Annotated in this window: 10 protein-coding genes; 2 read left to right on the forward strand and 8 right to left on the reverse strand. The window is 40.7% G+C overall.

Annotation, left to right across the window (positions count from 1 at the left end):
* Window positions 1-26: 26 nt before the first annotated feature.
* Genes GDK41_RS04320 through GDK41_RS04345 form a run of 6 tightly spaced genes read right to left on the reverse strand, consistent with a single transcriptional unit; the run spans window position 27 to window position 16,416 of the window.
* Window positions 27-4,100, reverse strand: coding sequence for a poly-gamma-glutamate synthase PgsB (locus tag GDK41_RS04320; protein WP_152085256.1), 4,074 nt, complete (start codon window positions 4,098-4,100; stop codon window positions 27-29).
* The gene (locus tag GDK41_RS04325) at window positions 4,093-8,361 is read right to left on the reverse strand and encodes a hypothetical protein (RefSeq protein ID WP_152085257.1); all 4,269 of its coding nucleotides are present in this window, start codon (window positions 8,359-8,361) and stop codon (window positions 4,093-4,095) included. Before GDK41_RS04325 ends, GDK41_RS04320 begins: the two co-directional genes overlap by 8 nt.
* Window positions 8,340-9,095 (reverse strand): hypothetical protein, encoded by a 756-nt coding sequence (locus GDK41_RS04330; RefSeq protein WP_152085258.1) that lies wholly within the window; start codon window positions 9,093-9,095, stop codon window positions 8,340-8,342. Before GDK41_RS04330 ends, GDK41_RS04325 begins: the two co-directional genes overlap by 22 nt.
* Window positions 9,082-11,358, reverse strand: a complete 2,277-nt coding sequence (locus tag GDK41_RS04335; RefSeq protein ID WP_152085259.1) for a hypothetical protein — start codon at window positions 11,356-11,358, stop codon at window positions 9,082-9,084. The genes GDK41_RS04330 and GDK41_RS04335 overlap by 14 nt, the downstream gene beginning before the upstream one ends.
* On the reverse strand, window positions 11,345-14,449 hold the full coding sequence (locus tag GDK41_RS04340) for a poly-gamma-glutamate biosynthesis protein PgsC/CapC (RefSeq protein WP_152085260.1): 3,105 nt from the start codon (window positions 14,447-14,449) through the stop codon (window positions 11,345-11,347). The genes GDK41_RS04335 and GDK41_RS04340 overlap by 14 nt, the downstream gene beginning before the upstream one ends.
* Window positions 14,449-16,416, reverse strand: coding sequence for a hypothetical protein (locus tag GDK41_RS04345; protein ID WP_152085261.1), 1,968 nt, complete (start codon window positions 16,414-16,416; stop codon window positions 14,449-14,451). Before GDK41_RS04345 ends, GDK41_RS04340 begins: the two co-directional genes overlap by 1 nt.
* Before the next feature lie 431 nt (window positions 16,417-16,847).
* Here GDK41_RS04345 and tyrR point away from each other — a divergent pair, with 431 nt between their 5' ends.
* Window positions 16,848-18,404, forward strand: a complete 1,557-nt coding sequence (gene tyrR, locus GDK41_RS04350; RefSeq protein WP_152085262.1) for a transcriptional regulator TyrR — start codon at window positions 16,848-16,850, stop codon at window positions 18,402-18,404.
* Between the two features lie 26 nt (window positions 18,405-18,430).
* Here the strand turns inward: tyrR and GDK41_RS04355 are convergent, their stop codons facing one another.
* Window positions 18,431-18,910, reverse strand: coding sequence for a hypothetical protein (locus GDK41_RS04355; RefSeq protein ID WP_442960205.1), 480 nt, complete (start codon window positions 18,908-18,910; stop codon window positions 18,431-18,433).
* Between the two features lie 149 nt (window positions 18,911-19,059).
* Between GDK41_RS04355 and GDK41_RS04360 the strand changes: the two genes are divergently transcribed.
* Window positions 19,060-19,590, forward strand: a complete 531-nt coding sequence (locus GDK41_RS04360; RefSeq protein ID WP_152085264.1) for a thioesterase family protein — start codon at window positions 19,060-19,062, stop codon at window positions 19,588-19,590.
* A gap of 58 nt (window positions 19,591-19,648) precedes the next feature.
* Here the strand turns inward: GDK41_RS04360 and GDK41_RS04365 are convergent, their stop codons facing one another.
* Entirely contained in the window at window positions 19,649-20,299 is a 651-nt protein-coding gene (locus tag GDK41_RS04365) for an OmpW/AlkL family protein (RefSeq protein ID WP_152085265.1), read from the reverse strand.
* Window positions 20,300-20,308: the final 9 nt, after the last annotated feature.

Consider the following 20,308-nt stretch of genomic DNA (forward strand, 5'->3'; position numbering starts at 1 on the left):
TTACTTATACAACGTGCATTTATAGGCTAGCTTTTTTTATCTTTTGCGAGTAACCACCCCGTCTTTTGGCTTTGACTTAATTTAGAAAGTACGTCTGTTGCGCGCTCAATGGTGATGTGTTGTGAGGCAATATCTTGGTAAACTTGCTGGGCAAGTTTTTTCCGTTTTACGGCAGCTCCAGCCTCTAAGAACGATTCCATTACCTGATAGACAAAGCGCTTTATTGGATTTTTTGTATTGTGTGTTTCACTGCCCTTTTGTGAATTTGCATCTTGATTCTCAACCTTATTGATCAGTATTTGCAATTCAGCCTGACTTAACTCACTCTGAGCTTGAGGGGCTTTCATCAAACTGCGAACTGTTTTTTCTACCAAGTCGATTTCTAAGGCATTAAAGTTGCTCTGATGGGCTAAGATGTTTAATGCCTGCTTAAACTCTCCGCTTGTTGATTTGGAAGATGTTAATCGTTCGCATAGCTTTTGTGTTTTTTGCCACTGCTGCCAGCTCTGCACATAATTTAATCCAACACCTTTAATATTTTGCATCCCAACAATTAACTGGTGTTGGTTTTGACAGCCAAGCTGTGAAATTAATTGAGTGAGTTCATCGGCGCTAATATGGGCATTGTCTACTACGATAAGTTTTTCATCTAATAATGTAAGGCAACTGTGCATGATTTCTTTTGCATGTTTTGCTAAGTCATCAAAGCCTAAAAGTGTATTAGCCATGCGCCAGTTTTGGTAGCGCTTTAAAAAGAGCTGCTGTTGTCTCTCACACAGAGCATCATTGTTTTTTAGCGCAGCTTCTAAACACTCGCAGTTATCTAATTGCTCGATAGTCAATGGACTTTCCGCTAAAGACACGTTTAACGACCTAGCGAGCTGTAATTTGTCGTCTTGTAATTTGAGCTGATAGATAAAATGTGCGAGCGACTCTTTATCATTGTTTTCTATCGTTTTCTCTAGTTTCTCAATCACAGCAGTTTTTAGGTAACTTGCAAACCCACTGACATTGGTGCCTACTACCACGATATAGTCAAAACATAAATCTTCGGCCATGATGTTGGCAAATACTTTAGATCGAGCAACTCGGTCTTCGCGGTTGTTGATCAGTGCGATAGTTTGTACATGGTCTTGTTCACCGAGTTTAAATAGTTCTAAACGTTGCCAATTCTCTATCGTAGCAAGGCGCTCATTAGCAGACATACTGTTTACAAAAGATTGCTGTAACTTATCGACGTGAGCGATAGGGAAATGCAAAAGTACGCCAATGTCTGGCACGATACGCTCAGCGGTCGCTTTAAAAACAAAGTCTTTATTAATCCCAATATATTGGGCCATTTTGCACACAAGGGCGATGTTATCTGGGTGTTCATCATAAGGATAGAGGGCTTTAATTTCAGGTGTAATTTGAAAGCCATCTCCCCAATGCACTTGAATAAGAGTTGAGTTCTGCTCTTTGGCTGCGCTTTCAAGAAATGGTGCCATGGTTTGTTCACTGGTAAATACCTGTGAGTTTTCACCAACAAAAATTGACATTTCTTTTGCTACATCAACGCCGCTTGGCCCGAGTATATCTTCATGATCAGGATAAGCATTGGTGATAGTAACGAAGTTGTCTTTCATCCAGCGCCTCAAGATCCTTACGTAGCGAGGAGTCAGCCCCATGCACTCCCATAAAAAAACGTCTGCTTTTACTGACTTTGCAAACTCTAAAATATCACTTTGTTCCCAGATTGTCGCTTTATTGAATGGTCTAAATATAGGCACCTCATACTGCTCTCCGGTGATTTTGCAGTAGATCATCATAGCCTCACAACCCGTAGTCTTGGTAATGCAGCGCAGTGCTAATGCACTAAAAAGCGCGGCTTTCAATCGTTCGGTACCGGACTTTCCGCGAGTGCCCCAGCCACCGATACTAACTGCGATAGCTTCTCTGTTACGAATTATCTTTCGGCTAACATATAAATGCCTGCCCCAAAAGTAAGCACTAAAAGTGACTACGAAGAATATCAGTTGAGAGAGGGTGTTTTGATAAACGGAATAGGAATATTCTTTAAAGCTAGACCAAATAGCAATAACGCTAGGGGCGATACTGAGGTTTGCAAACAGGTTTTTTATACTGTCTTCAACTGGGAATGTGCAATTAAGCACATCTCCGTATGCTTTAAATTGAATGGTGAACCCCAACTTTTTGAGCTCTTCTAAGTATTTTTGTTGTTCAAATTCACCGCCTTTTCGCAAATTATCAAGCTGTTGAAAGTGCAAAGTAATATAGCTATAAGCGTAAATTCTGCGTAATAATGAGCTCGGCTTTGCTATTTCTAAAATTCCATCAGGTGTGTAGCTAAAAACAGGGGAAGAGACATTATCTTGGCTCAATATTGAAAGTATATAATCCAACAAAGGTAAGTGCACACGAGCACTGTGCTCACTTAGATGATAAAGCGGTTCTCCTGGTACATTCGTCTCGCTGATCTCTGCGATACTACAACTGGCTATATGTAGTTGGGCACTTGGTTTTCTGGCGGTTGTGTGACTAAATCCGGGGCGTTTATCTGTGCTACTATGACGTAATTCATGAATAACTCGCCATAATCTCCTGGCAACTCTATAGCCTTCCTTAATATGCCATTTTCCTTTCGATATTTTACCGTTAAAGCCCACCCGCCTCTGTGCTAAAAAACTCAAAGTACGGCCAAGAACATGCGGCTCGATGCTTTCGCAATCTAGTTTTATGACATGAGAGTTGGTAAGTTGGTCGTTGATATTGGCAATTAATTCTTGGTTGTAAAAACTGACTAACTGCTCTCTTGTCCTGGTGATATAGCGTTTGATAGCGATAGGGTGTGCTTGCATCAAAGCTTGATTGAGGGTGTCGATAAACAGTGCAAACACTTGCTCTTGAGCACGGTGGTTAAGCTGCATATTAAGCATTACGCGAGCACTTATTTCTAAAGTGATGCGCTTTATAGGTAAGCTATACTTGCCGAGCACGGTTTTTTGCCAACATTCGAAGGCAAACATATCTTCGGCGTACCGTTCACTGGTAAATAATTTCATTAGTGTATAACGCACAGCATCTATATCTTCTGCGTAGAACCGCGAAAAAATAATTGTTTTTGCAAATGACTCGGGCATATACGGTGTTTGCTCTAACAGTGCTTGTCTTACTCTAGGGTATTCATGTTGAGAAAGTTGCTCTAACAGCACAAAGTCTTTGTCGGTGAGTGTTGCCTGTTGTATCAATACGCGCGGTAGAGCTGCGAGTATAAATAATTGGTCGTTGTTAACTTGTTGATCGTCAATGAACAGTGCCGCCCACATATGGCCGCGTACAAAGGTAGGACGCTGATGTATCAGTATTTCGAGGATATCGATGATCGCAGTGTATGGAGTTTGCTCGTCATCAAGAAATTCAACTAATCGCGCAATGAGTTCTGAACTGAGTTGAGAGTCAGCATTGTACTCTTGAAGCAACGCTACTTGGTTTACCAGTGCTCGAATAATACTATGGCGAATAAATGGGGTTTGATTTTGCTCTAGCAGTTTAAGAAAAAACGGCTGTAAATCGAGCGCTTGCCATATTCCCTCTATCTGGGTCTTATTAAGAGCCAAGTAACGAGAGCTGAGTGTGCCTAATTTAGCTACCAAGAACTTAATGCCTTGTTCTATTTCTGCAACACGGCTTAGGTATCGGTCACGCATGCCGCCCTCATCAAACCAGCGAGTAAAGGCTGCTTTATCTGCTTTGAGCTGCTTGGTGGTTGCGCCAAGTTTTCGTGAATAACTTAAAATATGTTGTTGCTTCTCGTACTCCACTTCACTTTTTGATAGCCGAGTTACGAAAAGTTGGTATTCATCGCGCTTCGCTGCAATTTCAGCTTGTTGCGTTTCTATCTTATGGCGTATGAACGTGATTGAGTGCAGCAGCAACCAAGACTCTAACGACTCATGTTCAGGTTTGTTCATAAACAAGGGCCAGTCACATAGCTCATCAATAAGTTGCTGATACTTATGGTGATAGAGGTTGATCCAAAAGCGCTCTGTATTGGCAAACAGCAGCTCTTCTAATTGTCGTTTTAGTTGCTGTTTATTCATTTTCTACCTGTTCATTTAATTGTAGTGTCGACAAAGTTTTGAAAGGCTGCTCCGCGTAGCTAAATACATCAAACCCTGTGATTGAGAGGTTTCCTATTCCAATTTGCAGCGCTAGTGTGTGTTCGTTATTTTCCCAGTTTTTCTCGAAGCTTACCGATAGTTTAGCTGCGTAGTGATGATTGATAGCAAATCGCTTATACCAATCAAGGCGTGATAATGGTTGAAACTGTGCTTTTTCTCGATGCTCATCTTCAAAAGCATAACGACCAACCAGTTGAAGCTCCAATATATGGCCTTGGTAAAACTGGCGAGCACTTAATGTTAACCTCGCATTATCAAGCTCTTGCCAGCGTTGGTTGCTGCTTATTTGTGCTTTTGCGCTAAAGCTTTGATCGACATAGTTTTGATACCAGTATTGGTATCCAGCACGCCATCCATGTTTATGATCGACTTTATATTGACTTAGAATATCTGGATTGAGTTTGTCGAATACTAGCGTCTCATTATTTGCTTGGCTGTAAAAATAATGGGGCTGCCACCACCATTGGTGAGTATGTTGTGTGTTTCTCTTCCAACGTTGACCTATGGATATTGATAAGCGACTCGAGAGCTTATCGTCAAGAACTGTTGAGCTTGGTTGCCAATAAGCGTGTAGTTGCCCGTTTGCATACCAGTCGCTGTTTGGCGATAGCCAATCATAGCGTCCAAAAGCGTGATAGGTATCATAGTAAATATCACTCAATGCTTTGGCAACGCCAAATTTGTACCAACCATCATGAGATTTAAAGCGAAATAGCGCACCCACTTCGGTTGTTTGCTGCGCCTGTAACCGCGCTTCAAAATCACTTCGCCCGCGTTTAGAGTGATCTATATATGCTTCGATGTGTGTTGCACCTGGCGTCGTTGTGTTTATTGTTTCTGTATGCTGACTGGGTTTGGTTACTAAAGACGTCAATACCTTTTCGTGTTCTTTGGGTTGCTCATTGGTATACACCGGCAATTTGCTGTTTTGAGGGTTTAATGTCCATGCGAATGCGCGTACTAAATTCGAATCTGGATGAAACAGCGTATGAACCCCTGCTGGGTAAAAATGTTCAGTTTGCTTGCGTTGGTTATTCACAAAGTACTCGGTCTTAATAAGTGTATCCTGCTTGAGCTTTAGGCGCAGTGGTTGCTGTTTAGAGGCTAAGTAAAATCTAACCTTTGATTCTAGTTGTACATTTTGCCACTGAGGGGGGCCCTCTAGCAGTTCAACACTCACTAGTTGCGATACAAATGGTTGTTGCCAACGAATTGAAACAGTTTGATTTTGAATGTTATCGTCGGTAATTATATGCTCGATATAGCGATTAGCTTCGATTGTGTATGTTTGCATGGCTTGACCAAACTCAAGCGTGACTTTTGCCTTTTGCTCAGACCCTAACTCAGAGGGAGAAAAGGAGATACGCAGTTTATTTTTAAACGGGGTAAACTGACTAATATCTAACGACATCGACTGATAAGGACGTAATAAAATACCGGGAATATCTGCACGCTTAGATGAGTGCCGAGCGATTTGCTCAGCCTGGCTTAGTTGTTGGCTATTTTGCAGTGCAATTAGTTGTGTGCCTAAGTAGTCTTCATAGTTATCTATTATTTGCCAATGGCCAAATTGCTCTATACGCTTAAATATGGTCATGTCGGTGTGATTGCGTAACGTTGTTTTAAGTTTGGCAAATAGGATATTGAACTGAGCCTTGTTTAATGCCTTGTTTTCTAATCTATATAACGCATTGTTTAGCAAGGTTTTTACATCGATTTTAGGGTCGTTAAGCAAGGTTGAAAATGTAAGCTGCGGTGCAAAACGGCTGAGACTATTTTTGCTAGTTTGTGCCTCTGTTAGTCCCTCTTCTTCAAATGTAATATCAAGATAGCTTGTAATATCACTGCTAATACGCAATGTTTGATTGGCCTTTAATTCAACATGGCCGCTGGCTGTGATAGATAATCGCTGGTTTTGTTCATTCACAGTTTGTGAGGCAATATCAGCAAAAATGGGAAGTAAATATTGCGCATCAGAAGTTTGAGCCGTAAGCCAGTGAGTTTGGCGTTGCGATTTATCGCTGGCTTTGACACGTGCTTTTATTTGGACCACGGTATCTAGCTTTGTTGCGAGCGTTAACGGCTTTGAAGGGTCTAACTTTATGGCTTGATATTGAGCCGTGTCTGAGCGTAACTGGGTATAACCAAAATGACTGATAGATATTACATTAGAGGTGCGAGGTGCAACCTTAGTGCTTAGATATTGGTAGTTGAGTGAGTGGGGAAAATCCTGCTCGCGCAAACTAGAGTTATCGTTATCATGGTCATGCCATAATGCTAACAATTGTTTTTTTTGCGCATGGTAAATACGCGGTATGAGTTTGTGACAAGCAACCAACAGCGTTGAAAAGTTAGCACAGAGCCCTTGGGTTTTGTGATCAGAGTACGCCTGCTGATATCGCAGTAATAACGCATTAGCAGCGAATTCTTGCAGTGGTGCATTACTTTGCTTTAAAAGTCCTTCAAGGTAGCGCTGGGCTAGGGGCTGTTGCTCTAGTTTATCAAGCGCTTTGATACGAAGCGCCCAAGCTTTTAATAGGATATCAATATGTGTACTGTTGATAATGCCTTTGATTAAGCGAAGAGCTTCAAGGGGGTCTTTATACAGGCTATGTTGTGCTTGAGTGAGTATTTGCAATTGTTGTGCATGTGGCGGGTTGCTTGTTTGACTGCTTTCTAAATTAAGTGTTGGCAATGCATGCATGTAACTGCGGGCTGTCTGTTGTTGAAGCGTAAGTAATTGCTGAGCAAGCACCTGTGACTTATCTGTCAGTGAGCCCGGTTGCATATATAGCAACTCATTGCTTATTAGCGGTGCAAGCTCCGGTACTTGAACTGCAACCTCTATCGCCTCGCTTGTTTTTTCCAAGGTTAAGGTTAGCGAATCACTTAGCGTTATATTGTTTATTTCAATGCGACTAAACTGCTCACTCGCACGATACTTAATGGTCAGAGTTTGCTCGCCAATTATACCGGTTAAGACACCTTCTTTTGCAGCTTTAATATAAAGAGTCAGCGAGTTCTTGCTTGTAACAATATCGCTCAAACTAAAGTGCAGTTGATGCTTCAATCTGTGCGTTTGTAAATTAACAGGGCCTTGCATTGTATAAAGGTGGTCGTTAGCTTCGCGTACTCCCAGTAACGCCGAGTGCGTGCTGCGTTGTGATAAAATATCACTTGAGTTGACCTGCGGGACTAAAAAGCGCGGTTTTGTCACCATATCAAACAGCTGCTGGTGGCGCTTTTGAGCAAGTGGTGAGGTATCGTACTTTGCCAACTGCGTTGCTAACTGACTTCCCTGTTGAGTGTAAATATCCTTCAAATATGGGTCTAAGTGGTTTATCCAATATGGATTAAGAAAAGACTCCTGCTGTTTTCGTGCACTGTCATGATCAAGAAAAGCGCGCTCTGAGCGCTCAACTTTAACGAGCGCATCACCAAAGCTTTTTAGTATCAGCCGTGAATTTGCGCTTACTGCTATGTAATCTTGGTGGGTGATACTGACGTTCTGATGCTCGTACTCATGCGCTTGAATGTGACTCAAAGGCAGAATACTCACAGGTTTAACATCATTAAATACATATATTTTGTTATTGATGTTTGTGACTGCATTATCTAAGCGATTTTTAACAGAAATTTTTAGTTTGGCAGCGTCTTTTATTGGTATGGATATCTGCTGGCCTGCGGCGATTGAGTAATATGTATCATATTGATGTGCTTGATATAAAAGCGTCTTTTCTAGTGGTAAGGGTACAAACTCATTGTAAGGGTCGGGATGATACTGATGTCGATTCTGCCAAATTGTCAACTTATGTTGCTTTTCGCTCTGATTTGAAAACGTGATAATTCGGTTAAAATCAAGAGCCCTGATCTGACAAGTATCTTGCTTGCAGGGTAGGGTGTTTAGTTGCAACGCCACTTCATTATTGAGTGTTTGTGCTTGCCAAACCTGGATCATCTTCTCATCTATTTTAGAGAATGTTAAACCACTCCCCGCGGGCAAAAATAATCTTTTTTGCTGCGCTGCATCAAGCGTGACGTGCGCCGAGTCGTGATGCTGTAAGCGATAGTCTTCTTGTTGCTCTATCCAGTGTGGCGTTGTATTCACCGTATGTGGCAGAGCTTGTGCTGTAAGTGCGCACAAAAACGAAGCAATGATTATAAAACGTAGCGTAAGCATTCTGTAAATCGGTCCATGGTTTGACTATGTGTGATGAGTTTTTTCCTCATTGGGTAACTTATCTCTATATGGAAAAATGTCCCTGTGCTGATCGGGAGCTGATGTAATACATTTTGCGTTCCTCCAAGTTCAATAACCTCTCTTGGGTAGTCATAACTATGTGGTGCTAGCTTACGAAGGCATGTCGCTAATTGTTGTACTTTTAAGGTACTTGTAGCACCTTGGCTAATAATAAAGTCAGCCTGTTGTGCAATGACTGTGTTGCGTTTACTTTGACTGAAACCGTGGAGCTGGAAAATATTGGCATCGTTAAAGAGTGATTGATAAGCCAATATTGCATTATTGTGCAAACTACTTGAGCGTTTTGACAAGTCCATCGGTTGTTCATCTATATCATCGTCGTGTCTATGGTGCGAGTTGCTTACCATGATTTGGCACAGATGAGTAAAGACCTTTTCACCTATTGATAAGGTATGCATGTCAAAAAATTGATGAGGGATAGACACTATGCAGTGTTGCCCCTTAGGTCGAAACCACAAGTTAGAGCCGCCAAGTTGAGCGCTTGTGGCGATTAATTGGTGCATATCTTGTTCGTGTTGATATGCCCAGGGGGGCAACGGTTTTGGATTATCAAACCACGCTTTTAGCGTCGTTACGGACGGAAGATGGGCTTGAGCATAGCATTGCCCAAACAGCAATAAGGCGAACGCGCAGATTATATTAACTTTCTTCATTTAACCACCAATTCACTTTTTTTGGCTGCTCTAGGTGCTCTTCAACAATACTGAGCCAGATATCTTTATTTGATTGTAATATCAAGCTATTAAGTTGGCTAATATCTGAACCAATCAGGAGTGTCATACTGGGATAAGTGTTTAGCTCTCCAATGGTTGGGTGGAGCATAAAAGCTTCTGCAATAGTACTTGGATGTATCTGAATTCGCTTAGTTTGTATGCTGTACTGTTGATTCAGTCGGTTTTCAAACTTTGCTGATAGCTGACTAAATAATTCGATCGGTTGGTGCTCGCCTACCTGAGAATATACTTTTATCGTTACACTCAGAGGTTGTTTATCGAAGCTTAATTTTAGTGGTGTATTACCATTTAACTTGAATACGCGCTGCTTTGCCCAAGGTCTGGAGGCGCCACTATTGATAAATATTTGCTTGTCTTTGTTTTGCACCTCGCTATGCACTTGTAATTTTTTGCTTAAATCCAATTCCTGTACAAATGGTTGAGTAGGATTTTTTATTATAAGGCTGTGCTGGTCTTTGCGAGCTGAATCTAGAGTCAGCAGTGTGTCAGTATCTGAATTGCCAATCAGTGCCCTGTAATGAAACGTTTGTAATGGCGGTGTTGGAAGGTAGTAGCGTTTTGGCGCTTTTACCAGCGCAGTATTTGAGATAGGCAAAGTATCTATTAAGTCTTTACTTGTGTAATACGTTTCTTTAATTTCATTGAGAGGAGGGGCTTTGAAAAGCCGTACTTTCGTAACCTTACCGTGTGCAGCAAACTCATAATCATTGTTGGCCTGTTGTGGATACCATGCAGGAATATGCATAAACCCATTGTGTGGTTCGCATACATCGTCACATAATGTCGTTTGGTATTGATAAGTTGCAAGCCGTGCTTGTAGCTTTACATTCATGGCACCATTACCCGTCACTTTTATATACGCCGTATCGTCGGGTAAATTACGAATAAAAAGTAGCTCACTAGAGGCAATAACTGAACGCTCAGTATCTTCGTTAAGAATGCGATCATATTGGGAACTTTGATAGGTTAAAGGAGCGTTTACTTTCTCAATTAATGCGTCATGTTTATCAAAAACATCAATATTTATTTGTGTTGCAGTAGATGGTCTAACGTCTAGTTTAATATCACTGCCTTGATTCACACGATAGTGTAAAGCATCACTCTCAGACACTTGATAATACTGACTGTGCAAAGGGTCAACCGGCTGCATCGTTTCATCAAACCACTGCGATATAACCGCTGTTGACGAATTTATAGTGACTAGTCCACGAGCCACTTGAGGTAATTTATAAAGATTAGCTTGATCAGTTTTAATTAATTGCAAAGCTTTAGGAGGATGCAATTGATTGCTATCGTACCAAGTGAAAGAAAGGGCGTCAGGGCTCATTGTTGAGACAAACATATCTTGTTGATATTCAACTTCAATAGAGGCTGATAAATGCGCATTGGTAAAAAATGCGTCTAAATTTAGCTGTGAGCCAGAAAAATCATAACTTCGAATATTGTAAGGCAAGGTTTCGTAGAGTGTATCCATTTGAAAATCAACGTTTGGCACTCCTTGTGGCGCAAGTTTTTTCCAATCAAATTGTACGGCGTTTGTTATTTCTTGTTCACTGAGTGCGTTGGGACCCAGTGTATGGTAGTTGCTTATGCGAGCACGCCATGCAAGAGGGTACTTAAGCCAAACAGTATCAATATCTTGCGGATTATTTTTTTGCTTCCCATGTATGCGCACTACAACTCCTTGAAGTGCGCTATCCTCTTCAATTAGTTTAAAAGCAACCGATGATGCATTTTTGAACTGGCTGTGATTAAGATAAAAAGATTGACCCGTCGATACGGCTAAGCTTTGGCGCTCTTCGATAATTTGTTTTACTTGTTGTTGGTGTTCATCACGAGCCAATTTAGCGGTGTGGTGATAAGTTGAACGTGAGATGACTTGTTGATTTTCGTCAAACAAAGTGTATTCAATTGCGTAATTAGCAGTTTGTAAATACTCCGCGTTTTTAAAAATAGCATTCGATAATACTCTTATAGACGCAGTTTGTGCTGTATTAAAAGTATAAATGAGCGGGCGTTCGGGTGATAACCAATGAACCTTGGAGCGGGTTTCTGAACTTTGCTTTTCCACTAAAGGTTTTGCGCTATCGAGCCAGCGAATGAACTCAATCAGTTGTAACACAATCCACACTGTTAGCGTAAATAATATAAACGCTTGCAATAACCTTTTAATCCAGTACACGGTATTCTCCTTTTAGGATTTCCGTGTAGTTTTGCTTATTCAAAAGTATATTTCTGGTTGGCATAAACAAGGCTACTAAATGATTATTTTGCTTTATCAGCAGTACTAGCTCATTGAGCTCAGTAATGACACCTGTGTTGAGTGTGCATTGAGATAGAACCTCACAGATTTGACTGAGAGCCGGCAAGTGCTGAGTTGTTGTGTATTGCTCTGTCAATTGATTGATTGCAGTGAGCTGTGCTGATGTTAGTGCGTGCCACTGTCTAAGCCTAAGCTCATCGAGCTGCAGTTGTTGCACAGAGGTATTTGTGGATATCGCAACAAAGCGCTGCTGAAGTGCTGAGTTGGATACCGCAAACACTTGCTTATAATCGGAAGCTAACCAAAGTGCTGCAAGCTCACTGCGCGTTGAAAAAACCTCATAACCAGTTTGTGCAGAAGAGCCAAGCTCCAGCCCCCGTGTTTTTGACTGACCGGCCACTCTTTCATAACTTACCCCTAATTGAGAAAGCCCCCGATGCAGACTCATTAGCAACTCCTCGTGGTCGTCACTCGGAGTGGTGTTGGCAAATGAAAGTGCAGTTGGCCGAATTGCTGACGGCGCTCCATGGCTGCGTATTTGTAAATTTAGCACCGGTTTTGCGTAGTAATATCTAAGCAAGCTTTGATGCACAACATTAAATAACGAGGTCGTGTTAGTGGGCTTCATTACATTTGCTTCAGTAGACGCAAGTGGGTGAGCACCAGCTACAAGCAATATTTTGGCATTGGTAGACTTGTACAACGATCCCGCAAATTTTAGTGTTAAGCTTTCAAAAAGAGGTCTGGGTACTTGAATATTTAGTAACTGCGCATTTCCTATTCGAATGATATATAAACCTTGACCTTGTTGGTAATATTGTGTGCCTGCTCTGGGTGAAAGCATTAAAAAGTCATATAACCCATCACTAAAGTGGGTGATTTTATAGCCATGAAAATGGGCTATTTTATTAATATTTGCTAAGCGATTGAATATGTCTTGGTCTAAACTGCGATTTTTTAGTTCATCAGTAAGCCGATAAAGCGGTCTGAGTATCTCAAACTCCCAAAGCGCCGCTTCTTTATGAGATAAGGCAGAAAAGTGCTCACTCCCTTTAGCACTAATGTGAGGTGCAAATTCATCAATGGCCTTATTTAGCGTAAGCTTACGATGTTCGATAGGAAATTGCTGCTCTGAGTTTTGTGTTAGAGAAACTTTTGCAAGTAATTGAGTATAGCTATAATTATTGACGTAAATCTCTAACATACTAAATGTATAGTTCGGGTGGGGTAAATTTGCCTTGTCACTCAAACCAAAAGCAAACTTGTTACAGGCTAATAACGTGCTGAGTTCACTTTGATTAAGAGAGTGAGGAAGTTGATTATATGCCCAGGCTTGACAGTCATTTCTATCGTACCCTGTCGGCAACGTTTTTCTACTGCGTTTGTTTAGTTCTCTGATTTGCAGTACTTCCGTTAATGGCAGTGCTTCTATAAAAGCTTGATAATAGGGGCTCTGTGGAATATTAATGCCACTTTGCAATGAGTTTTTAGCGGTCCCCATTGCTAAAGCGTAACTGTTTAAATGTTCAAAAAGTAGCGTTGCGCTGTCGCTCGCTAATCGCTCATTGGTAGGATAGGGTACTGTAACAATGTGCTGTGCGTGCGGTTGTTTAGTGATGATAAACAACCCCCTAAGAGTGTCTTGTGAGCGGTCATGGATGTATAAGTACCGTGTATCTTGTTGTAATTCAAAACCCAGCTCATTAAATATATTTTGCGCAATTTTAAACTGCTCTTTAGGATTCTCAACAAGTTTAGTAACTGCAGATTTAAAGCGGTTTATATTTAAATTTTGTTGATATTGGCCAATGGTAAATTGTGTTTGACTCGCTGTATAAAGAGCGCCTTTATAATCACTGACCAACGCGGGTATTGATAAATGATCTGGTGAAATGGCCGGGAAATTTTGCGTTTGCTTATTGAATAAACCGGGTACAAACATAATAAGAAAGCCAATTAAGATTGCTAGTGCTCCGCCTAAAATAGAGGTTTGAAAAGTTGCCCGTATAATTAAACCTAGCGCACTTTTTTGATAAATTTTTAGCGCTAATAATGTAGATAGCATATAACCAAAGGCAAAGGTGTCGGTCACTTTAACGGTTGGGTAATAATTTATGAGGAGGTAATTCAGCGATAGCTTATAAATAAAGCCAATGTTGAAGAAAAAGAACAGCAGTCTTGCGCCTTCTAAATTGGCGTTCTTAAGCTTTGTAAAGCGTAATAATGCGCCACCGGCAATCAGTATCACCGCTGTTTCAATAAATGAAGTAAGTAATTTACTCGGTTGGAGTAATTGCAGGGCAAGTAACGCGGGTAGCAAAATGCCATTAAACTCCCACCCATAACGCAAATTAGCCCTTGATGCGATAAATGCTGTTAATACCAGAATAATATACGCTTTAGGCGCAGCAACAATTGAAGATGCAACTGCTTCGTACATAATAGCCAGGTTAGCAATACTAAAATTGGTAAATGGCATAAGGACAAAGCGCACTACAATGTATGTACAAAGTAGTTGTATCACCGTGGTTTTTACGCCGTATTTAAAGCCATGGTTCCACATCACATTGGCAGCTAATGCGATAATAACCAGTCCAAGGCTATGCAAGTCAGAGGCATAGTCGAAGCTGATATCCCACAACTTCAACTCATTCGCAATCATAGGCCAAAACAGGCTGTCCATTATAACCCGTATAAAAATACTCAGTAAAATGATAGCGAAGAAGCGATCTCTACCAAACATTTCAGCATAGCCAAACCTCTCTAGCAGTGTTTGTGCACAAAAGCGCATGAGCCAATAAACTACGATGGCTTCAATTAAAATGACAGCTGCTGAAGTTGGGCTGACAATGAGTAGCGGCACTAAGTAGCCGGGCACAACTAAGCCTGTTAATGGAAAACCAAAACGTAGGTTAAAAAAACAAACAATGGCGATACCAACCCAAACGGTAGTAATAACGGATTGGCCTAACCCGCTGCCATTTGGAAAAAGAGGAAGGACCCAGTCCATTAATGCGCATCCCATTTATCGTCAAGTAAATCTGTGTCGGTATGCTTATTAGAGAGTTGTTCAAATAGCAACTGAGGTATTTGTAGGTCGCTCAGCAGCCCTGTTATATCGATAAATTCAAACAAAATACCTGATATTGAAAAAGGGGTGTCAGATGCACTGTTTTCGGATGTTTTATCGATACTTGATACGCGCAAAACGTAGTGGTGTTCAGATAGGACAACAATCATTTTGAACTCACTTTTATTAAGGGTCAGATAGCGTAACTTTCCTCTCGCCTCAGTGACAGAGAGCTGGCTGACAGCTCTTAATAGTTCAAGTGAATTCATATCAAAAATCAGCAAATTTTGTTGCTGAGATAGTTTCTCAAAGGATTGATTAAGCTGCATGATTTGACCAAACAGGTTAAATACGACACTAGCGGTACTTTGTCTATTAACAATATGTTCAAGAGTCGATAGTTTTTGTTCCATTGCCGCCATTGATGAAGATATTTGCTTACTTAACGGTTCGGCTAAGTTAAAAGTTAAAGCACGGGCAAAAGTTTGTTTGCTGGCATTTTGTTGTGCGGTATACATTCTAAAGTGATACAGCAACTCCCCAATTTGGCTAGCAAAACGCGTAACATTGCGCTTAAATGCGATTTCGTTAAATTCTGAGTCTTGAATAATTGTTAGAGCCCAAAACCCGCGTATATCACCGGCGTACATTAAAGGTGTTATGTATTGTTGTTCATTGGCTGCCAGCGTTTTAAAAAAGGGCCTAGATACTTTAATGACGCCCAGCTCTTTTATTGCATCACTATATGGTGCTCGTTCGTAGTCACGTCGCAGTTCTTTGATATCATCTAATTGGCAATTAATTGCATGGATCTCTTGTAGCCGGTGATCGCCCTCCACACGAGCAAGGAATATACTTTTATCTAGGCTAAGTTGTTGGTTTACAAGCTCTAGAATCGCATCCCATGGTGATGAACTTTCGATAATCGATTTGGGTAAATAGCGGCCAAACATACGTTGCTTGACCTCATCGACGAGCCGAGCTAAATGCTTATCCTCTACCCACTTGCTATGAAAGAAAACCCAGATAAATGCGAGCCATGTATGGATCATTAACTGAGCTATGGGCATTAATAGTCGAAAGTACTGTACTGCTAAAAAACCAATTAATAGCCATAGACCACTGAGAAACAAAGCGAGCTTGAGATTAAAGCTTAGGCTGTATTTTTGATTGATAAACACCAGTATTATGAGTGTGGTTAGTTGAAGCATAATACTGAGATAGTTTGAAAGCTGGTTAACCATCAATTGTTTATCAAGGCTGTGTGCGAGATAAGCATAAAGGTAAACGGGATTAGATACATCGTTTAAATTTGGTGCATTAATATCATCTACATAGTTACTAGCTTGTTGACTTATCAGCACGATTTTATCTTTGATTTGGTTAGAAAATAAATCACCAGAAAGCACTCTACTACTTTTAAATTTCGGTAAGCTAGCAGCTGGCAGGCTGAAATTAATAAGTTGCTCATCAGTAATTTGGAGTTTGAATAGCGCATCTAGCCAATCATGACACTGTATGTTTGTTGGTGTGAATACAATACTCAGCCCTAGCCAATTAGAAATGGGGCTTTGGCAAGCTTGTTCGTTATATCCAACATAGTAAAAGCCATCATTTGTGGTAGCCTCAATGGAGGCATCGTGAGCAAAAGTGACAATCGCTTTGGGCTGTAATTGAGCGATACGCTTAATTAGCTTTTGGTGCTCAATGCTTAGCTGTTCGCTCTCAATCAGTACAATATTACTTTGCTGATTATTATTTTGTTGATTAAATGCAGTGTAAGTTATTGCATTAAGAGGCTGGAGCATACCAAAGTATTGTAACGCGAGAGCCATAGACGCTAAGAAAACCAGCAGCCAAAAGGCTGTGCTTTTCTGAATGGTTTTAAGTTGCTGAATGGCTGACACACACTACCTCATTTTTACTGTTATTGTGATAAAGGTAATTCCATCGTCAAAGTAGAGAGTCTATTTTGATTGTAATTTATTCTAACTTTACTCTAAGTGTAGAATAAAAAGTCAAAAAAATCATAGTGCTAAAAGGAAATTTAAATCATTATTTGTGAGTGCAATCAGATTAAGTATTAACTTGTAAGCAAGTGCTAACACCTATGTGGTAGCAATGAGTGATAGGCGGTGATTTGTTCTGGAGCTGCTCATGAAGTCAGGCAGGTTAGCCTGGTTAAAACTCAGTCTTATTTATTAATAATCTTTAAATGAACAGCTTTTTTACTGATTAAATCGGCTGATTTGTGCAAAATAGTTTACATTATTCTAGTCCAGTGGCTATTCTTAGAGTATGATCCCACTAAGTTGTGCTACCCCCTTTTGAGGAACAAATGCGTCTTGAAATTCATTGTGCAGACCGAATTGGTATTGCCCAAGAAATACTGAATATACTGGTTAGTTACCAAGTTGATTTAAAAGGCATTGAAGTTGACTCGGTCAATTGTCGAATGTATGTCAGCTTTCCGCCTATTGAATTTGAACAATTTCAAAAAATAATGCCCGAAATTAGGTTAATCGATGGTGTTGAAGACGTAAGGACAACGGCATTTTTGCCCTCAGAAAGAGAACATAACGAACTTTATACTCTATTGAGTGCCTTGCCTGATGGCGTGATATCGATCGATGCTAAAGGATGGGTTCGCCACTGCAATGATGCTGCGAGTAAAGATTTGAATCAACCAGAGTCAGAAATTATTGGTGCGAATATTAATAATTTACTAAAGGGTTTTAATTTTACTCGTTGGTTAGAGGGGAAAGAAGTTTTAGGCCAAACAACTCGCGTTGAAGTGGCTGGTGAAGACTACATCGCTGATATTCTGCCAATTTCTGTGCCACAAGGAAATGAACAAGATGTGCTTGCTGGAGCTGTAATCAATATTAAATCGCAAAGTCGACTAGGGCAACAGGTCAGTGCATTTCGTCGTTATGGTCAAGAAAGTTTTGCGACAATCCATAATCAAAGCACCGCGATGCGACGTGTGGTAAGAGAAGCTCGCAAAATGGCACAGCTAGAAGCGCCTATTTTGATCACCGGTGAAACAGGAACCGGCAAAGAGCTATTGGCTAGAGCATGTCATTATGCATCCAATCGTTCTTTAAAACCTTTTATTGCTTTGTCTTGTGCTTCTTTACCGGACGATGTTGCTGAATCTGAGTTATTCGGCTATGCGGGCTATGAGGAAAATTCAGCACCAAAACGAGGTGTGTTGGAGCAAGCAGATGGCGGTACTGTCTTTTTAGACGAAGTCGGTGAAATGTCTAAACAACTGCAAACTAAGCTGCTTCGATTTTTACAAGATGGCACATTCCGTAAAGTCGGTGATGAGAACGAAGTAAAAGTTAATGTGCGTATTGTTGCAGCGACCCAAAAAGATTTACCTGCAATGGTTCAAGAAGGCAGCTTTAGAGAAGATTTATACTATCGCATAAATGTATTAACCCTTGAAATCGCTCCCTTAAGAGATAGAAAAGCAGATATTGGTCCGTTGGCTGAGCACTTCATTCAAAAGTACGCGCAACAAAATGGACAGCCCGCACCTAAGTTATCACTGGAATGCTTGGAGTTTTTAGAGCAATACCCATGGCCGGGAAATGTTCGTCAGTTAGAAAACTCAATTTATAGAGCCGTTTCTTTACTAGACGACCAAGAGTTGCGTACAGAGCATATGCAACTCCCTACTTTTACCCATGATCTGGGCTATTTAGAGTCGGATTTTGAAGGGTCTTTAGAGCAAGCGGTGAAGCGCTTTGAGGCGACGCTTTTGAGAAAGCTATATCCCGCTTACCCAAGCTCTAGGCAACTTGCCAAACGTTTAGGGCTGAGCCATACCGCAGTGGCCAATAAGTTAAGAGAGTATGGTATCAACCGTAAAACGGTAAAGGTATAACGTGTAAATACTGCAAGATATGGGTATCAGTTTTTGATGCCCATATCTTTTGTTACACCGTCGAGTTTTATATTGTCGATACCATCTTCAGTAAATGATACTTCAATGCTTATATTTGGTCGCGCCAAAAAGTAATCAACTTTATTAAATGTCAGCAAGTAACCACCTATTACATTGTCGTTAAAGTCTTGCTTTCTGAGCCAGATTTTGTATTTGCCTAATTGCCACTCAAATCCTTCAATAAACCCTTTATTAAATTCTTGCACCCAAATTTTGCTCTCGTCTTTGCTTAGCGTGATGGCGATTGAATATGATTCTGGCAGCTCAGACATCTCGTAGCTTTTGTCTCCGATACGAAACTTTTGCGTACTTGCTTGCCAGCCAAAACCGAATTTGAACTCTTTTTCTACGCCAGTTGGGTAGCGTAAAGTGCCTTCTCCAGGCAAGTCAAAATCTGCAAAACTAGCGTTTGCAAACAGGAGACAAAAACAACCTAAAAAAGGCATTAAGTTATATGTGTTTTTCATTGCTATCAATTCGTTAGACTTTAATTTGAAGCCTAGTTGAGTGCGTATTAGATGGCAAGTATTTGTTGTTCATTTGATGTTCTATTGTTAGACTCAAAACTAATTGCAAACTGGTTGGACCAATTAAAATGAATTTGTACTTTCGACTACTATTGCTGTTTTGGAAAATCAAAAAGAATAAGCAATATCAATCACTTTTAGAATCTGTGACATGCGATTTTAAAGTATTGCCAAGTGACTGTGATGTTAATTTACACTTAACTAATTCGCGATACTTGGCTTTTATGGATTTGGCTAGGACATGGATGACAGAACGTATTGGGTTGTTTAAAGCCGTCATGAAAAGACGTTGGTTTCCAATTGTTAATGCTACAGCGATCACCTATATCCGCGATATAAAGCCTTTTGAATCATTTACTGTGTCTACTCGCTTGGTTGGGTGGGATCACAAGTATTTTTATATCGAGCAAAAATTTCATTCAGCTCGAGGTTTGCATGCAATCGCTTATGTACGAGGCGTATTTCGAAAAAAGGGCGGTATAGTAAGCGTAGAAGAGATGCTTGAGGTGGCAGGGTTTGATGGGCCTAACCCGACGTTACCTGCTGAGATACAGCATTGGAAAGCCATGTTGGAAGAAAAAAAGAATAGTAATTTATAAAAAAGGCCGCTCGGTTAGAGCGGCCTTTAAGGCTGAGTAAAGTAACTGTATTAAAAAATTAGAACTTATATTTAACACCGAACATTGCCACAATAGGGTCTAGTTCAACATCAGATGTAAGTGCCTTCGCACCGTTTGCATATACAGTAGCATCGGTGTTGATATCCATTTTTGAAATCATACCGTGAAGACCCCACTTGTCGCTCAAGTCGTAGTTAAAACCAACTTGCAACGCAACGCCAAACGAGCTGTCTAAATCTACTTTTACATCATTAGTGCCAAGCGTTGTGCGCAGGGCCTGAGTCGCTTCTTCGTCAAAAAATACCGTGTAATTTAAACCTGCACCAACAAATGGGCGAAACGCGGCATCAGCACCAAAAAAGTGGTATTGCGCTAGTAATGTTGGTGGTAAGTGTTTAACTTTAGCGATCTCCGCGCCTTGTAGGCCACCCGCGCCATTAACGGTATGTGAGAATGGCGTTGCAGCGATAAGTTCAAAAGTAATGTTTTCTGAATATTGGTAGTCAAACGTTAGGCCTAACTGAGTATCAGAGTCTGCAACTAATCCCAGTGCTTTATTTTGATCAATATGAGACGCTGTGTTACTCGGGTTTACGTTAATTGCACCAACGTTGACGCTAAACTGTGCTTGTGCAAAAGGTGCAGCTACGAGTAAAGCAGAAATTAAGGCTGTGCTAAGTGTTTTCATTGTCATCTC

This window comes from Pseudoalteromonas sp. A25, from assembly GCF_009176705.1.
Classification (GTDB): Bacteria; Pseudomonadota; Gammaproteobacteria; order Enterobacterales; family Alteromonadaceae; genus Pseudoalteromonas.

Coding starts and splice junctions, on each gene's coding strand:
- GDK41_RS04320 (WP_152085256.1), bottom strand. CDS start 4,100: ATGAATAAACAGCAACTAAAACGACAATTAGAAGAGCTGCTGTTTGCC.
- GDK41_RS04325 (WP_152085257.1), bottom strand. CDS start 8,361: ATGCTTACGCTACGTTTTATAATCATTGCTTCGTTTTTGTGCGCACTT.
- GDK41_RS04330 (WP_152085258.1), bottom strand. CDS start 9,095: ATGAAGAAAGTTAATATAATCTGCGCGTTCGCCTTATTGCTGTTTGGG.
- GDK41_RS04340 (WP_152085260.1), bottom strand. CDS start 14,449: ATGGACTGGGTCCTTCCTCTTTTTCCAAATGGCAGCGGGTTAGGCCAA.
- tyrR (WP_152085262.1), top strand. CDS start 16,848: ATGCGTCTTGAAATTCATTGTGCAGACCGAATTGGTATTGCCCAAGAA.
- GDK41_RS04355 (WP_442960205.1), bottom strand. CDS start 18,910: ATGCCTTTTTTAGGTTGTTTTTGTCTCCTGTTTGCAAACGCTAGTTTT.
- GDK41_RS04360 (WP_152085264.1), top strand. CDS start 19,060: ATGAATTTGTACTTTCGACTACTATTGCTGTTTTGGAAAATCAAAAAG.
- GDK41_RS04365 (WP_152085265.1), bottom strand. CDS start 20,299: ATGAAAACACTTAGCACAGCCTTAATTTCTGCTTTACTCGTAGCTGCA.